Raw genomic sequence first — 17,715 nt, 5'->3', positions numbered from 1 at the left:
GCGCGATGCGTTTGGCCCCGATTTTCGGGCGCGAAGCGTTAGCGTCCGGTCGATCGGCTGACGCTCACTGTGCGGCCTTCAGTCGTGCCACCGCATCCCTCAACGCGGTCCGCAATCCTTCTTCGACGACCGGATGGTAGAACGGCATGTCAAGCATCGCATCGACGGTCAGGTTCATTTGCAGCGCCCACGCGAGCAGATGCGCGATGTGCTCGGCGTCCGGCCCGATCCATTCGGCGCCGACGAAGCGCCGCGTTGCCTTGTCGACGTACACGTGCATCAGTCCGCGGTTGCGCAGCATTACGCGGCTGCGGCCCTGATCTTCGAAGCTCACCTCGCCGGCGACGAAGCTGCCCGCCGCGAGGTCCACATGCCGCGCGCCAACCATCGCGATGCCCGGGTCCGAAAACAGCACTGAGATGGGCGCGCGGCGCACGAGCGGCGCAACGTTCGGGTAGCGCGCGGCGTTGTTGCCGGCCGCGCGGCCTTCGTCGGCAGCTTCGTGCAGCAGCGGCAGCACGCCGTTCGCATCGCCTGCGATAAACACCGGATGGTTGCCCGCTTGCAGCGTCAACGGGTCGTAGACTGGCATCCCGGTTTGATCGAGTTCGAGCGTCGTGTTGCCGAGCGCGAGTTTGTCGATATTCGGCCGGCGTCCCGCGGTGACGAGCACATAGTCGTATGAACCGTCGACCAGCGCGCCGTCGCTCGCGCGATAGCGCAGACGCACGGTGTCGCCGTCGCGCGTCGCTGCTTCGACTTCGGCGCGCGGTTCGAAATGCAACGCATCGCTGACTACCTTCTGCGCGTAGTCGCGAATTGCCGGATCGGTCAACGGACCGACGCGGCCGCGCGCGCCGAGCACCGTCACGTCCACGCCCAGTCGCGCCAGCGCCTGGCCGAGTTCAAGCCCGATCACGCCCGCGCCGACCACCGCGACCTTACGCGGCAGATCGTCCCAGCTGAATACGTCGTCATTGACGATCGCACGATCGCCGAGTGCGCGATACATCGCCGGCACATACGGCGATGAACCGGTTGCGATCACGAAGCTGCGTGCCTGCACGCGGGTGTGGTCGTCGATCTGCAGCAGGTTGTTGTCGATAAACCTTGCATAGCCGACGATCCGGTCAGCGGCCGGTATACCTTCGACGCTGTCGACCACGAAGCCGACAAAGCGGTCCCGCTCGCTTTTCACGCGCGCCATCACTTCGCGGCCGTCCACACGAATTGCGCCGTCGACATGCACGCCGAACGGCGCAGTGCTCGCTGCCGCATGCGCGGCCTCGGCCGCTGCGATCAGCAGCTTCGACGGCATACAGCCGACGCGCGCACAGGTCGTGCCGTAAGGACCGCCTTCGATCAGCAGCGCCGACGCGCCCGCCGCCTTCGCCGCGCGGTACGCCGGCAGACCGGCGCTACCTGCGCCGATCACCGCGACATCGATGTTGATCGTCTTCATCTATTGCTCCAATTCGTTGAATGCATCGCGCGCATGGCCGGCAAGCCGTTGACCCTGCGCTGCGCCGTCGTCCAGTAAAATCGGGCTGCATTGGATGGGATCAATGTACGTCGGTCAGCGCAGCATGCGAATTCGCAACCGGATCAACAAATTGCTCAATCGACTCAGATGGATCTCCTAAGCCGTTTTCTATCGCTGACACCGGTGAACGGGCGCATCGACGAGCGCTGCCATTTCGGTTCGCCATGGGTGGTCGAAGTCGGCGCTGCGGGCGTCCACGAGATTCCGTATCACGTGCTGCTGGCGGGCGAGGCGGTGCTCGAGGACGGTAACGGCCCGCCACGCAGGCTGACGGCCGGCGATGTGATCCTGTTTCCGACCGGTGCCGCGCACCGCATTCACGACGGCAGCGGGGTGGCGCCCGGTCCTGCGGTCAAGCGCCGCAATATCACGCTGACGGTGGTCGAAAACGGCGGCTCGGGGCCGGCTGCGGATCTGTTATGCGGACGCTTTCTGGTCGGCGCGATGCCGGACCGGCTGTTGCGCGATCATTTGCCGGCGCGGCTGGTGGTCAGCACCGGGCGGGTCACGGATCGCGCGTCCCTGGGCAACGGCGCTAGCGCGGCGCTCGACGCGGCGCGCGACGAAGCTGCCGGCGCGACTCGCATCGCGGATGTCGCGAACGATACCGGCGGCCGCGCGGGCCATGCCGACCACGCCGACCATCCGGACGCCGCCAATGCGAACGGCGACGCTCGCTCAAGCACGCAGCAGCCGACCGTGGCCGGTTCGCGGCTCGCGCGCATCGTTGCGCTGATGCGTGAAGAGGCATTCGACGAAAGCCCCGGCAGCGAGTGTTTGATCAACTATCTGTCCGCTGCGCTTTTCGCACTGACGCTGCGCTTTGCGAGCGAAGGCGCGGACGCGCCGCGCGGCCTGCTCGCGCTCGCCGGGCAGCCGCGCCTGCAGCCGGCGCTATCTGCAATGTTCGAAGAGCCCGGTAAACCGTGGACGCTCGATCAGTTCGCTTCGTTATGCCACATGTCCCGCGCGACTTTCGTGCGGCAGTTCCAGGACGCGATCGGCCGTTCCGCCACCGACATGCTGACCGAAGTGCGTTTGACGATCGCGGGCCGCGCGCTGCTGGAAACGTTGGAGTCGGTTGCCGAGATTGGCGCGTCGGTCGGCTATCAGTCCGAGGCCGCGTTCCAGCGCGTTTTCAAACGGCATATCGGCGTGACGCCCGCGCGTTGGCGTGCAACCGGCGGTAACGCTCACGCGAAGTAACCGGCGCGGCACAGCCGCGCAGCCGCACAACGATCCGCGCTTTGTGCCTCGCCTGTTCCAACCGCTTTTTTCTCCGCTGCTACCGCGGCAATTCCCGTTCCTTCCTCGCGTGCGTCGTTCATTCGGCGACCGCTGCCTCCCTGTGCACGCTGCGTTGACTCGCAGTCGGCCCGTTGAGCCGATTGAGCAGTTAGTTGATTCGCGCGGCCATTAACGGACGGCGAGTCAACACTTAAAGTTCACTCACGCCGTCAGATGACGGAAGCCGTACAGAACAAACCCGACTGGTTGCATTTTCAACATTTCATTGTTTCAAGGAGAGACACCATGGCACGCCTTCAATCCCTGTCGATCGGTCAAGCCCCCGCGTCTGCGCAAACGTCGTTGCACGCGGTCGAAAAAGCGATGGGTTTCTTGCCGAACACGTTCAAGATCCTCGCGAACTCGCCGGCGGCGCTCGGCGCGTATCTGCAAGCGCAACAGCAACTGTCGAAGGGCGAACTGAGCGCTGCCGAACGCGAGACAGTCGCGCTTGCGGTGTCGCAAGTCAGCAGCTGTGAATACTGTCTCGCCGCGCACTCGCTGTTCGCCAGCAAGGCGGGCCTGTCGGCCGACGCGATTCGTGCCGCGCGTAATGGCGAAGGCAATGCAATCGCGGTGTTCGCGCGCAAGGTGGCAAGCGAACGCGGACGTCTGAGCGATGCGGATATCGCGGCGGCACGCGAAGCAGGGATCACGGACAGCAAGATCGTCGAGATCGTCGCGGTCGCGGCGCAACTGACTTTCACGAATTTCCTGAACAACCTTGCGCAACCGGAAGTGGACTTCCCGGCAGTCGCAGCCTGAATGCAGTTTCGTTCGTAACCCGATGCAAGCCGTGAGGCGGTGCGTATTCGCGCACCGCGCGCGTGATGCGAAACCCGAATTGAAGGAGAAGACGATGCCTGCCATCACTGTCTACACGAAACCGACCTGTCCGTATTGTCTCGCTGCCAAAGCGCTGCTGAGTCACAAGGGCGCGGTGTTCAGCGAGATCAACGTCGAAGGCGATAGCGCGAAGGTGCTGGAGATGATCGAACGCAGCGGACGCCGGACCGTGCCGCAAATTTTTGTCGGAGACAAGCATGTCGGTGGATTTGACGATTTGCACGCGCTCGACTCGCGAGGCGGTCTGGACGTGCTGCTTGCCGCGACGGTCTGAAGGTCGTAGCGCGGCCGGCGTCATACCGGCCTCATTTGCATAGCGCGCCGGTGCCGTGTCACATGCACGGCGCCGGCGTTTTTGTTCGCGCGGCGGGTGCCGCGTGAGTTCGCTTCGAGCCGCATTCGGCTCCGTCGGATTTCCGCCGTCGCACAACAGACCCGTCGCACAAAAATGTTGCGCGAGCAACGATCGGTGTATCTAACGCGCATCTTACGGGTAACTCCGCATAGTGACGAACAGCTTACGATTTTTATACTGCATACCGGAATGAAGCTTGCATAACGCGACGGTCAACCACACGGGGTACCCCGCTGCACGCCGGGCTTCCAGCCAATTGCGACGGCAGTCGTCCGACTGACGTTGCACCAGAACACAGCATAAAGCTACGGAGACGACGATGAGACTTCGCTTGACAAGCGTTGCGGGCGCGCTCGCGCTTGCAGTATTCAGCACCGCCGGTTATGCCGCCGACCCGATCAAGATCGGCGTCGACGGCCCGTTCACCGGCGGCTCGTCATCGATGGGCGTGAGCATGCGCGACGGCGTGCGGCTCGCGGCGGCGGAGATCAACCAGGCCGGCGGCGTGCTCGGCCGTCAGATCGTGCTGGTCGAGCGCGACGACGAAGCGAAGAACGAGCGCGGCGTGCAGATCGCACAGGAGCTGATCAACAAGGAAAAAGTGGTCGCGGTGGTCGGCTACATCAACACCGGCGTCGCGCTCGCATCGCAGCGCTTCTTCCAGGAAGCGAAGATCCCCGTCTTCAATAACGTCGCGACCGGCAGCGTCGTGACCAAACAGTTCACCGATCAACCGGATAACTACGTATTCCGCAACTCCGCCGCCGACCGTATCCAGGCGCCGATGATCGTCGACGAAGCGGTCACGAAGCGCGGCTACAAGAAGGTCGCGATTCTGGCGGATTCGACCAACTACGGCCAGCTCGGCCGTGAAGATCTCGAGAAGGCGCTTGCGTCGAAGGGCATCAAGCCGGTCGCGGTCGAGAAGTTCAACATCAAGGACGTCGACATGACCGCGCAGCTGCTGAAGGCGAAGGAAGCCGGCGCGGAAGCGGTGCTCACGTACGGCATCGGCCCCGAACTCGCGCAGATCGCGAACGGCATGGCCAAGCTCGGCTGGAAAGTACCGCTGATCGGCAGCTGGACGCTTTCGATGGCGAACTATATCGACAACGCCGGCGCGAACGGCGAGGGCGCGCGCATGCCGCAGACCTTCATTCAGGAGCCGAACACCGCGAAGCGCAAGGCGTTTATCGATGCCTACCTGAAGGAGTTCAAGCCGAAGAACAATCGCATCGACTCGCCGGTGTCGGCTGCGCAGGGCTATGACTCGATCTACCTGCTCGCTGCGGCGATCAAGCAGGCCGGCACCACGGACGGCACGAAGGTGCGTGCCGCGCTCGAAGGCCTGAACACGAAGGTCGAAGGCGTCGTGATGGTGTACGACAAGCCGTTCACGCATGACGATCACGAAGCGATCAGCCCGAACGTGCCGGTGATCGGCGAAGTGAAGGGTGGCCGCGTGGTGTTTGCATACGACGCGGACAAACAGGGCGGCGGACAGCTGCGCGCAAAACAGGCGACGACCGCGTCGAACTAACACACGCGCTGCCTGATCGACGAGCCGCGCCCGCCAGCAAGCGGGCGCGGTTTTGTGTTGTGCAGCCCGCCATCGTTTTTCGCAGTCGTTTGTTGCTCGGGTAATTCGCAGTGGATCGACTATGACCATCCTGCTTCAGCTTATTTATAGCGGCATCGCGCTCGGCATGATTTACGCGGTGATCGCCTTCGGCTATCAACTGACCTTCGCCACCTCCGGCACGCTGAACTTCGGCCAGGGCGACGCGCTGATGCTCGGCGCGCTGGTCGGTCTCACGCTGGTGACGCTCGGCGTCAACTACTGGGTGATGATCCCGATCGTTTGCCTGTTCGGACTTGCGCAGGGCGCATTTGTCGAACGGATCGGCGTGCGGCCCGCGATCAGGATCAAATCGGAATTCGGCTGGATCATGTCGACCATCGCGCTCGGCATCATCTTCAAGAACGTTGCGGAAAACGTATGGGGCCGCGACGACCTGCGCTTTCCGTCGCCGCTGCCGGAGTCGCCGATCAAGCTATTGGGCGCGAACGTACTGCCGATGGAATTGCTGGTGGTGGCCGGCGCGTTCGTGATGATGCTTGCGGTCGAGTTCTTCAACCGCAAGACGATCTTCGGTAAAGCGGTGGTCGCCACGTCGAACGATCGCGACGCAGCGTCGCTGATGGGCATCAACACCGGTCTCGTGATCACGTTTTCGTATGCGCTGTCGTCGCTGACAGCAGCCGTTGCCGGCGTGCTGATCGCGCCGCTTACGCTAACCGGCGCGACGATGGGCGCGGTGCTCGGCCTCAAGGCGTTCGCGGTTGCGATTATCGGCGGGCTGTCGAGCGGGATGGGCATTATCGTCGGCGGCGTGATTCTCGGCATTGCCGAAACCACGACCGGCTTTTATCTGTCGACCGGCTACAAGGACGTGCCGGGTCTCGTGCTGCTACTGATCGTCCTCGCGATGAAACCCGCGGGCCTGTTCGGCAAAACCGCGATCAAAAAGGTTTGAGGTCCGCCGTGGACAAGAAAAAAGTGTCGAAAAACGCCATCGCTATCGTGGTTGGATTAGTTGCGCTCGCGGTATTCCCGGTGCTGTCGGGCAATCCTTACTACATCCACCTGGTCGAGACCATCATGATCTACGCGATCCTGCTGTTCGGTCTCGACATCGTGGTCGGCTATACCGGGCAGGTGTCGCTCGGCCATGCGGGGCTGTTCGGCGTCGGCGCGTACACGGCCGGCGTGCTGTTCATGAAGCTCGGCATGCCGTTCTATCTGACCGCGCCGCTGTCGATTGTCGTGACCGCCGCGTTCGGCGCGGTGCTCGCGCTGCCGGCATTGCGTGTGTCAGGCCCGTATCTGGCGATGGTGACACTGGCATTCGGCACGATCATCCAGATCCTGATCAACGAGATGGACTTTCTGACGAGCGGCCCGCTTGGCATCAAGATTCCGAAGCCGTCGTTCGGCGGCGGCGCGCCGATGAACGAAACCCAGTATTACTGGCTGGTCGCCGCGCTGCTCGTCGTGTCGCTGGTGGTCGTGCATCGCGTGCTGAAGTCGCATCTGGGCCGCGCGTTCGAAGCGCTGCGCGATAGCCCGGTCGCGTCGGACTGCATGGGCGTATCCGTGTATCGCTACAAGGTCTATGCGTTCGTGATCAGCGCCGGGTTCGCGGGACTCGCCGGTTGCCTGTATTCGTACTCGGAGCAGTACATTTCACCGAACACGTACAACTTCGAGCTGACCATTCTGTTCCTGCTCGCGATCATCATGGGCGGCCGCAAGACGCGCCTGGGTGCGCTGATCGGCTCGACGATCATCGTGATGCTGCCGAAGCTGCTAGACGATATCGACTCGTTCCGCATCGTCGCAACCGCGCTGGCCGCACTGGTCGCGTTGGGCGCCGGATACGCGCTGTCGCGCAAAACGGTCACACCGCGCAAGGTGGCGGTGCCGGTGGCCGGCACGATTGGGCTCGCGGCATTCTCATACGGCATCAATACGCTGACCGACTGGCGCCTGACGATCTTCGGCTTGATGATCCTGCTGGTCGTGTACTACCTGCAGGACGGGGTGGTCGGTTTCGTGCGCAAGTTCCTGATGCACGGCCGTGTGCGCACGGTCACGGTCGATACCGGCAAGCCGGTGGAGATCGTTGCGGATGCAATCGTGTCGGTGCGGGACGGCGGTGACGGCAAAGGCCACGATGCACATGACACGCCGATCCTTAACGTGCGTGACGTCGTGATGCAGTTCAGCGGGCTGAAGGCGCTGAACCATGTCGACCTGTCAGTACGCCGCGGCACGATTCACGGACTGATCGGACCGAACGGCTCCGGCAAGAGCACGATGATGAATGTGCTAACTGGCATCTATGTGCCGACGGCGGGCGCGATCGAATACGCAGGGCAATCGATCGTCGGTCGTACGTCCTCGGGCATCGCGTTGTCCGGCATCGCGCGCACGTTCCAGAACGTGCAGCTATTCGGCGAAATGACCGCGCTTGAGAATGTGCTGGTCGGACTGCATCACACGTTCAGGTCGAATTTCGCGGATGTCGGGCTGATGTCCGCCCGCTACCGCGCGGAAGAGCATGCGGCGCGGGTGCGCGCATTCGGCATGCTGCGCTTTGTCGGCCTCGAGAACGCGGCCGGCGAGGAAGCGCGCAGTCTGCCGTACGGCAAGCAGCGTTTGCTTGAAATTGCGCGTGCGCTGGCGCTCGATCCGAAGGTGCTGCTGCTCGACGAACCGGCCGCGGGGTTGACCGCGCCGGACATCAAGGAACTGGTGACGATCATCCGCAAGGTGCGCGATCACGGCATCACGGTGGTGCTGATCGAACATCACATGGATGTGGTGATGAACGTCTGCGATACGGTGTCGGTGCTCGATTTCGGGCAGAAGATCGCTGAAGGCAAACCGGCCGAGATCCAGTCGGACGAGAAGGTTATCGAAGCGTATCTGGGCGGCATCGCGGCCTGAGAGGGCAGCGCGTATCGGACGGCACTACGCGCACGAAAAGCACCACACGTAACAACGGACACACAGGACAACAGGATGTTATCAATCCGGAATCTGCATGCCGGGTACGGCCAGGTCAGGGTGCTGCACGGCATCTCGCTCGATGTGCCGAAGGCGTCGGTCGTTACGCTGATCGGCTCGAACGGGGCCGGCAAGACGACCACGATGCGCGCCATTTCCGGCATGATCCGCCCGAGCGACGGCGAAATCACGATGGGTATCGACGGCGCCGCGAAGCGCATCGACGGGCTCGACTCGCATCGCATCGCGCGGCTGGGGCTTGCGCATTCGCCGGAAGGACGGCGCGTGTTCGCGACGATGTCGGTCAACGACAATCTGCTGCTCGGCGCATTTGCGCGTCTGACGTGGGCGCGGCCGCGCGGCGATGTGGCCGCGGACCTCGAGCGCGCGATCGAGCTGTTTCCACGCTTGAAGGAGCGGCGCAACCAGTTGGCCGGCACGCTGTCCGGCGGCGAGCAGCAGATGCTCGCGATGGCGCGCGCGGTGATGCTGAATCCCGATATCGTGCTGCTCGACGAGCCGTCGATGGGGCTCGCGCCGATTCTCGTCGATGAAGTCTTTCGCATCATCGAGCGGTTGAAGGAGCAGGGCGTGACGATGCTGCTGGTCGAGCAGTTCGCGGCCGCCGCGCTGAATGTGGCCGATTACGGCTATGTGCTCGAGAACGGCAGGATCGCAACGCACGGCACCGCCGCGCAATTGAAGAACGATCCGTTGGTGAAGGAGGCTTACCTGGGCAGTAGCCACTGACACTTTCAACGTTGTCCGCCGTGCCTGGTATGTGACGTTCGAATGCCGCGTTTGCGTCGATGCCCGCCGGCATGGCAGCGCGGCTCGTTCATGCAAGCCGGCTACCTGCGGCGCTTGGTCCACACATAATCGGCCGGCGGGTCCGCGACGCCCGCCCGTCCGACCGAATGCGGATTCTCGCTGCATAGCGACACAAAGCTGACATCTTCTCCCGCCGCCTGTCTTTTTCGTAAGTCCTCAGCAAATGCAAGCGCCTGCGTAAGCTCGCTGTCGCCGAAACGCTCGAAGCGCGCGGCGGCGCGACGCGGCGCATTGCCGCTGCACGCTTCGAGTCCCGTCTCAGGTCCTGCTGCGGGGTCTTCCAGCCAGTACACAACGAACATACCTGTCCTTCCCGTTTCAAGAATCGGCTCACAAGCCGGGATTGCTGCGCCTGCACGACGCCTCAATGCGCATCGTGCACCGATCATGTAGCATCGAATGTGCATCGGCAAAGCCGGACGCGGGCTCCAGGGACCACTGTAAGGCCGGTGTTTGACGCCAGCCGCCTCCTGCCGCCCACGTGTCTGCCAGGTACGCCTGCTTATTGCGTGTTTAACGACAGCCGGCACGTCCGCCGCCGGTGCGTACCTCCAGCAGGCATGCGTTTTCTCACGCGAATCCTTCCACAGGGAGTTCATATGGCACGGCAAGTCTGTGACATCTGCGGCGTCAGGCCTGCGAGCGTGCGGCTCGCGGTGCTTCAAAGCGGGCGCAGGCGGATTCTCGATGTATGCGACTACCACTACGAGCAGCTTACCCGGCATCAGCGCACACTGTCGCCGCTCGAAGCGCTGTTTCGCAGCGGCATTCCCGATCAGATCGACGAACTGGGCGATAACACGGCCGCCGGCGGCGCCAATTACGCACGGCCGGTGCCGCAGCGCGTCGAAGGCGCCGAAGCCGTGATCAATATCGAGCGGCATTTCAGCGATCTGGCAAAAGAAATGCTGCAGCGAGCCGCGGAGCGCGCGGTGCAGTTCGGCCGCCGCGAAGTCGATACCGAGCATCTGCTTTACGAACTGGCCGACAACGCAGTCATCATTTCAATTCTGAAAAGCCTCGGCATATCGTCGACCGACGTGCGCGCGTATATCGACGCGAATGCACCGAAGCGTGCCGACGTCGAGCCGCCATCCGATAACCAGATCGGCGTCACGCCTTGTTTAAAAAGCGCACTCGAGCGCGCTTTTCTCGCGTCGCGCGAACTCGGCCACAGCTATGTCGGCCCCGAGCATCTGCTGATCGGTCTGGCCGAAGTGAACAACAGTTTCGCGAGCAATCTGTTCGTGAAGTACGGCCTCGACACGCAGGCATTGCGTCAGCAGACACTCGCCGCACTCAGCCCGAGCATGAAACGTGAAACGGTTAGCGCGCCGTCGAACACGCCGCAACTCGATAAGTACAGCCGCGATCTGACCGCGCTCGCGCGCGATGGCCGGCTCGACCCGGTGATCGGCCGCTCAGGCGAAATCGAAACGCTGGTCGAAGTGCTCGCACGGCGCCGCAAGAACAACCCAGTGCTGATCGGCGAGCCGGGCGTCGGCAAAACCGCGGTCGTCGAAGGGCTCGCGCAGCGCATGGTGAATGGCGATGTGCCCGAATCGCTGCGCGACAAGCGTCTGGTCGAACTGAACGTAAACTCGCTGGTGGCCGGTGCGAAGTTTCGCGGCGAATTCGAAGAGCGCGTGAAGCAACTGCTCGACGAGATCACCGCGAACCTCGGCTCGCTGGTGCTGTTCGTCGACGAAGTGCATACGATTGTCGGCGCGGGGCAAGGCGGCGGCGAGGGCGGCCTCGATATCGCGAACGTGTTCAAGCCGGCGATGGCGCGCGGCGAACTGAATCTGATTGGCGCGACGACGCTGTCCGAGTACCAGAAGTACATCGAAAAGGATGCGGCGCTCGAGCGGCGTTTCCAGCCGGTGCTGGTGCCCGAGCCGAGCGTCGTGCAGACCATCAATATTCTGCGCGGCCTGCGCGACCGGCTGGAAGCGCATCACCGCGTGACGATTCAGGACGATGCGATCGTCGGCGCGGCGGAGCTGTCGGATCGCTATATCAGCGGGCGCTTTTTGCCGGACAAGGCCATCGATCTGATCGACCAGGCCGCTGCGCGCGTGCATCTGTCGGCCACCTCGCGCCCGGCGGCGATTCTCGAGCTCGAAGCCGAACTCGCGCAAATGCATCGCGAACAGGACTACGCGGCGTCGCGCAAGCAGTATGAGCGCGCGCACGCGCTCGACGGCGAGATTGCGGACAAGCAGCGCGCGCTGAGCGACGCGACCGATGCGTGGAAGACCAGTCTCGGCGCGAACACATCGCATGTGACGGTGCTGAATATCGCCGAGATCGTCGCGAAGCTGACCGGCATTCCGGTCGCGCAGCTGACCACCGAGGAGCGCGAGCGTCTGCTGAATATGGAAGAACGCTTGCATGAGCGCGTGATCGGCCAGGACCAGGCGGTGCAGGCGGTCAGCGATGCGGTGCGCCGCGCGCGCACGGGCTTGCAGGCGCGTCACCGGCCGACCGCGGTGTTCCTGTTCCTCGGCCCGACGGGCGTCGGCAAGACCGAGCTTGCGAAGGCGCTCGCCGAAGCGGTGTTCGGCGACGAAGAAGCGATGCTGCGCATCGACATGAGCGAATACATGGAACGGCACGCGGTGTCGCGGCTGATCGGTTCGCCGCCGGGTTACATCGGTCACGATGAAGGCGGCCAGCTGACCGAGCGCGTGCGACGCCGTCCGTATAGCGTGATTCTGTTCGACGAGATCGAAAAGGCGCACGCGGACGTGTACAACGTGCTGCTGCAGGTGTTCGACGACGGTCGGCTGACCGATGGCAAAGGGCGGGTGGTCGACTTCAGCAACACGCTGATCATCGCGACCAGCAACCTCGGCTCGGAAGTGATCGGCGGGCATGTGCGCTCGGGCCCGGGTTTCCTGACTAGCGATGCGGTGACGACCGTGCAAAGCGGCGTGATGAACGTATTGCGGCAGCATTTCAGGCCGGAGTTTCTGAACCGCATCGACGACATCATTCTGTTCAAGGCATTGACGCGCGACGAGACGCGGCATGTCGTGCGGCTGCAGCTCGAACAGGTGAAGCGTCTCGCGAGAAGCCAGGATATCGATCTCGAGTTCGACGATTCGATTGTCGATTTCCTCGCGACCGAAGGGTATCGGCCGGAGTTCGGCGCGCGCGAGTTGCGGCGGCAGATCCGTCAGTTGATCGAGAATGAATTGGCGAAGGAAATGCTGAAGGGCGATATCGGCGAAGGCTCGCACATTCTGTGTACGTACGACGCGGATGCGCAACACGTGAAGTTCACGACGACACAGGCGTCCGCGAAGGACGCGCAGCCCGCGGTGGCTGAAAAGCCGCCGGGCCTGAAGCTGTCGCTCGAGCCGCTCGATGGCGGGCGGCGTGACGATGCGTCGCCACCGGAGGCGGCGAATTCATAGCGCTGGTGCGGTGATTGCATGAGTGTGAAGTCGGTGGCCGGCTGCCGCAATTGCAGCCGGCCGTTTTTTTGCAGTTCCGCGGCTTCACATCATCGGAGTCTCGGGAAGCGTCCAGTTACCAGGTTCCAGGGATTGACCGCTTCGGTACGCCAACGGTGTAATCGAACGCCAACGATTGACACGGCTGCCGGATGACCGCGTTGCATGTCACTCTGCCCGGGGGATGAATGGGACGCGAACAAAAGATCTCGAAACTGGTGGCGACTTTGCCGCGGAATGTGCAGACCTGGTTGCTCGGCATGCAGGCCTCGGTCGGGCACCGCACGCTCGACGACCTCAGCGACGAAGAGTGGCGCGCGCTGCTGCGTTTTCTGAAGGCACTGCGTGCGATACCGGAAGCGGCCGTTTTGCCGAATCCGCGGGACCCGCGCGCGATCGGCACGTTCGCATATGCGCTGATGACCTGTGCGTCACGTTTGGGCCGCCTGCCGCCGGGATTCTCCACAGGTGTGCGTGCAATAGCGATTTCTCCGCACACCTACGATGATTCGTTGAAGACAGTCAGCGGCATGCGCGCGTATGCTCCGTCGCTGGTCAGTATGAAGCCGGTTCCAAGGCTGGTTTACTCGCCGGGGCGTCATAACACCCGCCGCGTGTCCGTGCCTGCGTTCTTCTCGCACCTGTCATCGGAACTGGACAGCCCGTCGAAGGATCGCCGGCTGCGCACGCAAGCGGTCATTCGAGGCTCGGACAAGCAGTTTCGCCGCACGCAGGGGCTCGTCTATAGCCCGTTCATTTCAATGAATCGCGATGCGATCCGCCGGCTCGCAGCCGAAACGGATGGCGCGGATCTGATCGTCAGTCTGGAACGCGGCGGGTCGTATGTCGCGGATCAGATTTGCGCGGTATTGATCCGCTACGGCGGACGGCCGATTCCACATCTGCGAATTCCGAAGCCGACCAGCGGACAACTCGCGACTATCCATTCGGAATACCATCGCGTCGTCGGCAGTTCCAATATTTTCAAGGAGTTCGACAAGAAGACCTCGCACGTGCTGATGCTCGTCCATACGGTCGAACAGATGCTTCTGAGCGCGCCGCACCGTTCGCTCAACCTGATCGTCACCGAAACGGTCGTCGGCGGCGGATCCACCAACGGTCTGCTGATGGGGCTCGGCTATCTGTTGAGCCGGTACGACAACCTGTGCCTTCGTCTGCTGCTGCATCGTCACACGTCGCATCAGGATGCGCCGCAAAACGTCCGCGTGACCCGCGACGTCGACCTGACGGGTGAGCTCTCCGATATCGTGCTCGCATTGAGCGGCGGGCAGAAGTTGCGGTTGACCAATTTCAGGCGCGAGGTCGCCGACCGAATCGCGCAGATCATGGCGGCGCTGGGTCAATACATCCCGGCGATCCCCGGTCCGGATCTACCGGCCCGGAACCGGCGATGGGACGCCAGAGTAAGGGTGTCAGTCGCGTCGGGCTTTTACGTGCTCGGCGAGGATATCGATGTGTTCCTGTCCGGCCGAAGAACGGTCGACGTCGGCGGTCAGCCGACCAGCGTCGCGGCGCGCGTACCGGTGATCATTTTCCGGGGGCAACGGGGCATTCTGATTGAGCCCGGTTGCATGATGAATTCGCGTCAACTGCTGCAAATGATTGTCGCGGGGGCATTCGATTCGTTGATCGAGTCGCTTGGCATCCGCATCGAGGAACAGCCGGATCACTGGTCGTTGTCGTCCGGTCAGCGCCGGGGGTTCTAGAGGTGTAGGGCTATCGTGCCGGCACGTTAAACGCCTTACCCGGCGTGTGAACCCACGCCGCGAGCACTGTCGCGCCGGACGGTCCCGCTGACGTCAGATGCACGACGTTGGCGGGCAGCTGAAACGTGTCGCCGGCATGAAACACCTGCGTCTGCTGTCCTTCGATCGTCACATACACTTCGCCCTCGAGCACATAGCAGAGCTCGGGCCCCGTCGCCTTGTGTCGCGGCTTGGCCGCGTTCGGTGGAAATTCGGCAATGCCCATTCCCAATTCCCGATCGGTTTGTGGCACCGCTGCTCTTTGCAGAACGACAGTCTCTTTCGCAGCAAACGCTGGACCGGCCGCATGTGCGGGCGGCACACACGCGGCGGTTGCGACGATACACGCGGCGGCACAACGCGAGATCATCATGGCGAGGGCCGTTTTCATTGCGCCGCGCCGTCGAGCGACGAGAGAATCTGGTACGCCGCTGCGACCCGGTCTTCGATCGGGAAATTCCGGTTGCCCAGAATCACGATACCGATGCGCCTGGCCGGAACGAATGCGACATACGCGCCGAAGCCATTAGTCGACCCGGTCTTGTTGATCCACACGTTGTCTAACGGCGGCAGCGGCGGCTCGATTGCCGTGACGGGCGTCGCGTCGAGCGCCATCGCCGGCGAGTTGCCTTCAAGCAAAGACTTCAATGTGACGGGATACGGATACTGCTCCCAGATCAGGTCCTGCGTCATCGGCCCCGCGCTGAAATAACCGGTGTGCGTAGCCGTAATCGCGCGCTGCAGGCGCGGGTCTTCAAGCGTGATCAGTTTCATGTTGGCTTCGACGAAGCGCAGCATATCGGCGGCCGTCGACTTGACGCCGTACGCTTCGGACGCGAGCACGCCGCCGCCCATGCGAATCGGCTTGCCATTCTTTGTATAGCCTTGCGCGTAGTCGGCCGCCCGGTCCATCGGAATGTCGATAAAGCTGCTTTTCAGGCCGAGCGCGGGAAACAGGCGCTGGTCGATCAGCGAATCGAAATCTTGCCCGATGCTCGTTGCGGTGATCAGCCCCAGTGTGCCGATGCCGGGATTGCTGTAGGTACGCCGGGTGCCGGGCGCATAGGCCGGACGCCAGGCCTTGAAATAGCGCATCAACTGCGCGTCGGTCGTGATCTCGTCGGGTACCTGCAACGGAAGTCCGCCGGGCGTGTGCGTGCCGAGGTTGAGCAGACTCACGTTGCCGAAAGGACTGCCGCGCAGCGACGGCAAATGCTTGCCGACGCTATCGGACAGCGATAGCTGGTCGTTCACTTGCGCCCACGCGGCGAGCGTTGCCGTGAAGGTTTTCGTCACCGAGCCGAGCTCGAACAGCGTGTCGTTCGTGATCGGCTTGCGTGTTTGGGTCGACGCGACACCGAAGTTGTACACCGCGGGCTTGCCGTCGACGATGATGCCGACCGCGACGCCGGGAATCCGGTCTTTCGCCATCATCGGGCGTATCGCGTCGTCCACTGCGTGCTGGATGCGATCGCGCGCCGGGGTTTGTGCGTGAGCGGCGAGTGGCGCGATGCATAGCGTGTAGAGCATGCTGATTGTCGCCGCCAGCGTCTTTGAATGCCGGAACTGCATGTCGAAGTCCCTCCCGAGCTATCAGGTTTTTGGATGTCGAACAGGAACGGGTCACGCTTTGAGCGAACCGCATGTGGTGCCGCCGTGTTCGCGGTCAGAAGACGTGAGCCGCAACCTCAGCTAACCCACAACGGCAGGTCTTCGACGCGCGTATGCGCCGCAAACTATTGCTCCTGCTTGAAGTGCCGCCACTATTGCGGTTTCGCAGCGCGCTGGCAAACGATGATAAATTGGCCGTTGCCCAGGAAAAACTTATACCTCGATCATGCGACCCTACCTGCCGCTAAACGCGTTGCGAGCGTTCGAATCATCGGCCCGGCATCTGAGCTTCACGCGCGCCGCGCTTGAACTGAACGTCACGCAAGCGGCCGTCAGCCAGCAGGTCAGACAGCTCGAAGAACGGCTCGGCGCGACGCTCTTCAAGCGCTTGCCGCGCGGCCTCGCAATTACCGATGAAGGGCTTGCGCTGCGCCCGGTGCTGAGCGACGCGTTTGATCGCATCGAAGCTGTGTTGCGTCAGTTCGAAGGCGGTCACTTGCACGAGGTGCTGACGGTGGGTTCAGTCGGGACCTTTGCGGTCGGCTGGCTGATGCCGCGCTTAAAGTCGTTTCGCGATGCACAGCCGTTCGTCGAACTCCGTTTGATGACGAACAACAATCTTGTCGATCTGGCCGGCGAGGGCCTCGATTTCGCGATCCGTTTCGGCGATGGCACGTGGCCGGGCTCGCGCGCACTGAAGCTGTTCGACGCCCCGCTGTCGGTGCTGTGCACGCCGGACATCGCGCAACGTCTGCACGCGCCGGCCGATCTTGCGAACGAAACGCTACTGCGTTCGTACCGGGCCGACGATTGGGCGAACTGGTTCGGCGCGGCGGGGCTGGCGCCGCGTCCGGTGCGTGGGCCGGTGTTCGATTCATCGCGCCTGATGGTGGAAGCCGCGATGCAAGGCGCGGGCGTGGCGCTCGTGCCGGTGTCGATGTTCGAACGCGATCTCGCGATGGGCCGCCTCGTGCGTCCGTTCGAGATCGACGTGCATGCGGGCAGCTACTGGCTGACCTCGCAAAAAGCGAAGCCGGCGACGGCCGCGATGCGCGCGTTCAGCCAATGGATCAAAAAGGAAGTCGATGAGGGCGCAACGGACGTGCCGGATCTTGCATAAGGGGAATACACCCGTATTCGCAGTCAACGACGTTGTCTGTCGCTTGATGCCTGCATCGTTGGGCGACCGCTGGGTATTCAATGTCCCGAGCGGCGCCGAGCATCGCGTCAATATCTCGCCGCGAAGATTCGCACGTGGCTCGATTCGGGCGTCGAACCGGTGATGAAACCGGTGCCCGCGGTGGGTGAACATACGTCGGCGATCCTCGCGGAACTCGACGCGCAGCGTGCTCCGTCGATCGACACACCATGAGCGGAGAAGCACCAGCTTATTGCGGCAAACGTTTTCTCGTGCGCCGGTTTAGCGCGCACGCGCACCGTGC

General features: G+C 63.0%; 14 protein-coding genes. 10 read left to right on the top strand and 4 right to left on the bottom strand.

The window, feature by feature from the left end; all coding sequences use genetic code 11:
* Positions 1–64: 64 nt before the first annotated feature.
* Positions 65–1,462 (bottom strand): dihydrolipoyl dehydrogenase, encoded by a 1,398-nt coding sequence (locus tag BX592_RS11860; protein ID WP_134191957.1) that lies wholly within the window; start codon positions 1,460–1,462, stop codon positions 65–67.
* Positions 1,463–1,630: 168 nt separating this feature from the next.
* Here BX592_RS11860 and BX592_RS34380 point away from each other — a divergent pair, with 168 nt between their 5' ends.
* The 7 genes from BX592_RS34380 (at position 1,631) to BX592_RS11820 (ending at position 9,354) form a co-directional block, all read left to right on the top strand.
* Complete coding sequence (locus BX592_RS34380) at positions 1,631–2,749, top strand: AraC family transcriptional regulator (RefSeq protein WP_243849479.1); 1,119 nt, start codon at positions 1,631–1,633, stop codon at positions 2,747–2,749.
* 327 nt (positions 2,750–3,076) lie between these two features.
* Entirely contained in the window at positions 3,077–3,595 is a 519-nt protein-coding gene (locus BX592_RS11845; protein WP_134191956.1) for a carboxymuconolactone decarboxylase family protein, read from the top strand.
* A gap of 94 nt (positions 3,596–3,689) precedes the next feature.
* Positions 3,690–3,950 carry a glutaredoxin 3 gene (gene grxC, locus BX592_RS11840; protein ID WP_134191955.1) on the top strand — a complete coding sequence of 87 codons (261 nt, stop codon included), beginning with the start codon at positions 3,690–3,692 and terminating at the stop codon, positions 3,948–3,950.
* A 400-nt stretch (positions 3,951–4,350) separates the two neighbouring features.
* Positions 4,351–5,571, top strand: a complete 1,221-nt coding sequence (locus BX592_RS11835) for an ABC transporter substrate-binding protein (protein ID WP_134191954.1) — start codon at positions 4,351–4,353, stop codon at positions 5,569–5,571.
* Between the two features lie 121 nt (positions 5,572–5,692).
* A complete protein-coding gene (locus BX592_RS11830; protein ID WP_134191953.1) occupies positions 5,693–6,568 on the top strand; it encodes a branched-chain amino acid ABC transporter permease in 876 nt (291 codons plus the stop codon).
* Between the two features lie 8 nt (positions 6,569–6,576).
* Positions 6,577–8,544: a branched-chain amino acid ABC transporter ATP-binding protein/permease gene (locus BX592_RS11825; protein ID WP_208327889.1), complete on the top strand. Its 1,968-nt coding sequence runs from the start codon at positions 6,577–6,579 to the stop codon at positions 8,542–8,544.
* A gap of 75 nt (positions 8,545–8,619) precedes the next feature.
* Positions 8,620–9,354 (top strand): ABC transporter ATP-binding protein, encoded by a 735-nt coding sequence (locus BX592_RS11820; protein ID WP_134191952.1) that lies wholly within the window; start codon positions 8,620–8,622, stop codon positions 9,352–9,354.
* A gap of 101 nt (positions 9,355–9,455) precedes the next feature.
* Here BX592_RS11820 and BX592_RS11815 read toward each other — a convergent pair whose 3' ends face one another.
* Positions 9,456–9,737 (bottom strand): hypothetical protein, encoded by a 282-nt coding sequence (locus tag BX592_RS11815; protein ID WP_134191951.1) that lies wholly within the window; start codon positions 9,735–9,737, stop codon positions 9,456–9,458.
* 297 nt (positions 9,738–10,034) lie between these two features.
* Here BX592_RS11815 and BX592_RS11810 point away from each other — a divergent pair, with 297 nt between their 5' ends.
* Together BX592_RS11810 and BX592_RS11805 are read left to right on the top strand one after the other, a co-directional pair.
* Complete coding sequence (locus tag BX592_RS11810; RefSeq protein WP_134191950.1) at positions 10,035–12,857, top strand: ATP-dependent Clp protease ATP-binding subunit; 2,823 nt, start codon at positions 10,035–10,037, stop codon at positions 12,855–12,857.
* 227 nt (positions 12,858–13,084) lie between these two features.
* Complete coding sequence (locus tag BX592_RS11805) at positions 13,085–14,623, top strand: hypothetical protein (protein WP_134191949.1); 1,539 nt, start codon at positions 13,085–13,087, stop codon at positions 14,621–14,623.
* A gap of 10 nt (positions 14,624–14,633) precedes the next feature.
* Here the strand turns inward: BX592_RS11805 and BX592_RS11800 are convergent, their stop codons facing one another.
* Positions 14,634–15,053, bottom strand: coding sequence for a cupin domain-containing protein (locus BX592_RS11800; RefSeq protein WP_243849478.1), 420 nt, complete (start codon positions 15,051–15,053; stop codon positions 14,634–14,636).
* The gene (gene ampC, locus BX592_RS11795; protein ID WP_134191948.1) at positions 15,050–16,234 is read right to left on the bottom strand and encodes a class C beta-lactamase; all 1,185 of its coding nucleotides are present in this window, start codon (positions 16,232–16,234) and stop codon (positions 15,050–15,052) included. Before ampC ends, BX592_RS11800 begins: the two co-directional genes overlap by 4 nt.
* Before the next feature lie 265 nt (positions 16,235–16,499).
* Here ampC and BX592_RS11790 point away from each other — a divergent pair, with 265 nt between their 5' ends.
* A complete protein-coding gene (locus BX592_RS11790) occupies positions 16,500–17,393 on the top strand; it encodes a LysR family transcriptional regulator (protein ID WP_134191947.1) in 894 nt (297 codons plus the stop codon).
* Positions 17,394–17,715 lie beyond the last annotated feature (322 nt).

The sequence above is a fragment of the Paraburkholderia rhizosphaerae genome, from assembly GCF_004366595.1.
GTDB classification, from domain to species: Bacteria; Pseudomonadota; Gammaproteobacteria; order Burkholderiales; family Burkholderiaceae; genus Paraburkholderia; species Paraburkholderia rhizosphaerae.
This window is presented reverse-complemented; position numbering and strand designations above follow the sequence as displayed.

Coding starts and splice junctions, on each gene's coding strand:
- BX592_RS11860 (WP_134191957.1), bottom strand. CDS start 1,462: ATGAAGACGATCAACATCGATGTCGCGGTGATCGGCGCAGGTAGCGCC.
- BX592_RS34380 (WP_243849479.1), top strand. CDS start 1,631: ATGGATCTCCTAAGCCGTTTTCTATCGCTGACACCGGTGAACGGGCGC.
- BX592_RS11845 (WP_134191956.1), top strand. CDS start 3,077: ATGGCACGCCTTCAATCCCTGTCGATCGGTCAAGCCCCCGCGTCTGCG.
- grxC (WP_134191955.1), top strand. CDS start 3,690: ATGCCTGCCATCACTGTCTACACGAAACCGACCTGTCCGTATTGTCTC.
- BX592_RS11835 (WP_134191954.1), top strand. CDS start 4,351: ATGAGACTTCGCTTGACAAGCGTTGCGGGCGCGCTCGCGCTTGCAGTA.
- BX592_RS11830 (WP_134191953.1), top strand. CDS start 5,693: ATGACCATCCTGCTTCAGCTTATTTATAGCGGCATCGCGCTCGGCATG.
- BX592_RS11820 (WP_134191952.1), top strand. CDS start 8,620: ATGTTATCAATCCGGAATCTGCATGCCGGGTACGGCCAGGTCAGGGTG.
- BX592_RS11815 (WP_134191951.1), bottom strand. CDS start 9,737: ATGTTCGTTGTGTACTGGCTGGAAGACCCCGCAGCAGGACCTGAGACG.
- BX592_RS11810 (WP_134191950.1), top strand. CDS start 10,035: ATGGCACGGCAAGTCTGTGACATCTGCGGCGTCAGGCCTGCGAGCGTG.
- BX592_RS11805 (WP_134191949.1), top strand. CDS start 13,085: ATGGGACGCGAACAAAAGATCTCGAAACTGGTGGCGACTTTGCCGCGG.
- BX592_RS11800 (WP_243849478.1), bottom strand. CDS start 15,053: ATGAAAACGGCCCTCGCCATGATGATCTCGCGTTGTGCCGCCGCGTGT.
- ampC (WP_134191948.1), bottom strand. CDS start 16,234: ATGCAGTTCCGGCATTCAAAGACGCTGGCGGCGACAATCAGCATGCTC.
- BX592_RS11790 (WP_134191947.1), top strand. CDS start 16,500: ATGCGACCCTACCTGCCGCTAAACGCGTTGCGAGCGTTCGAATCATCG.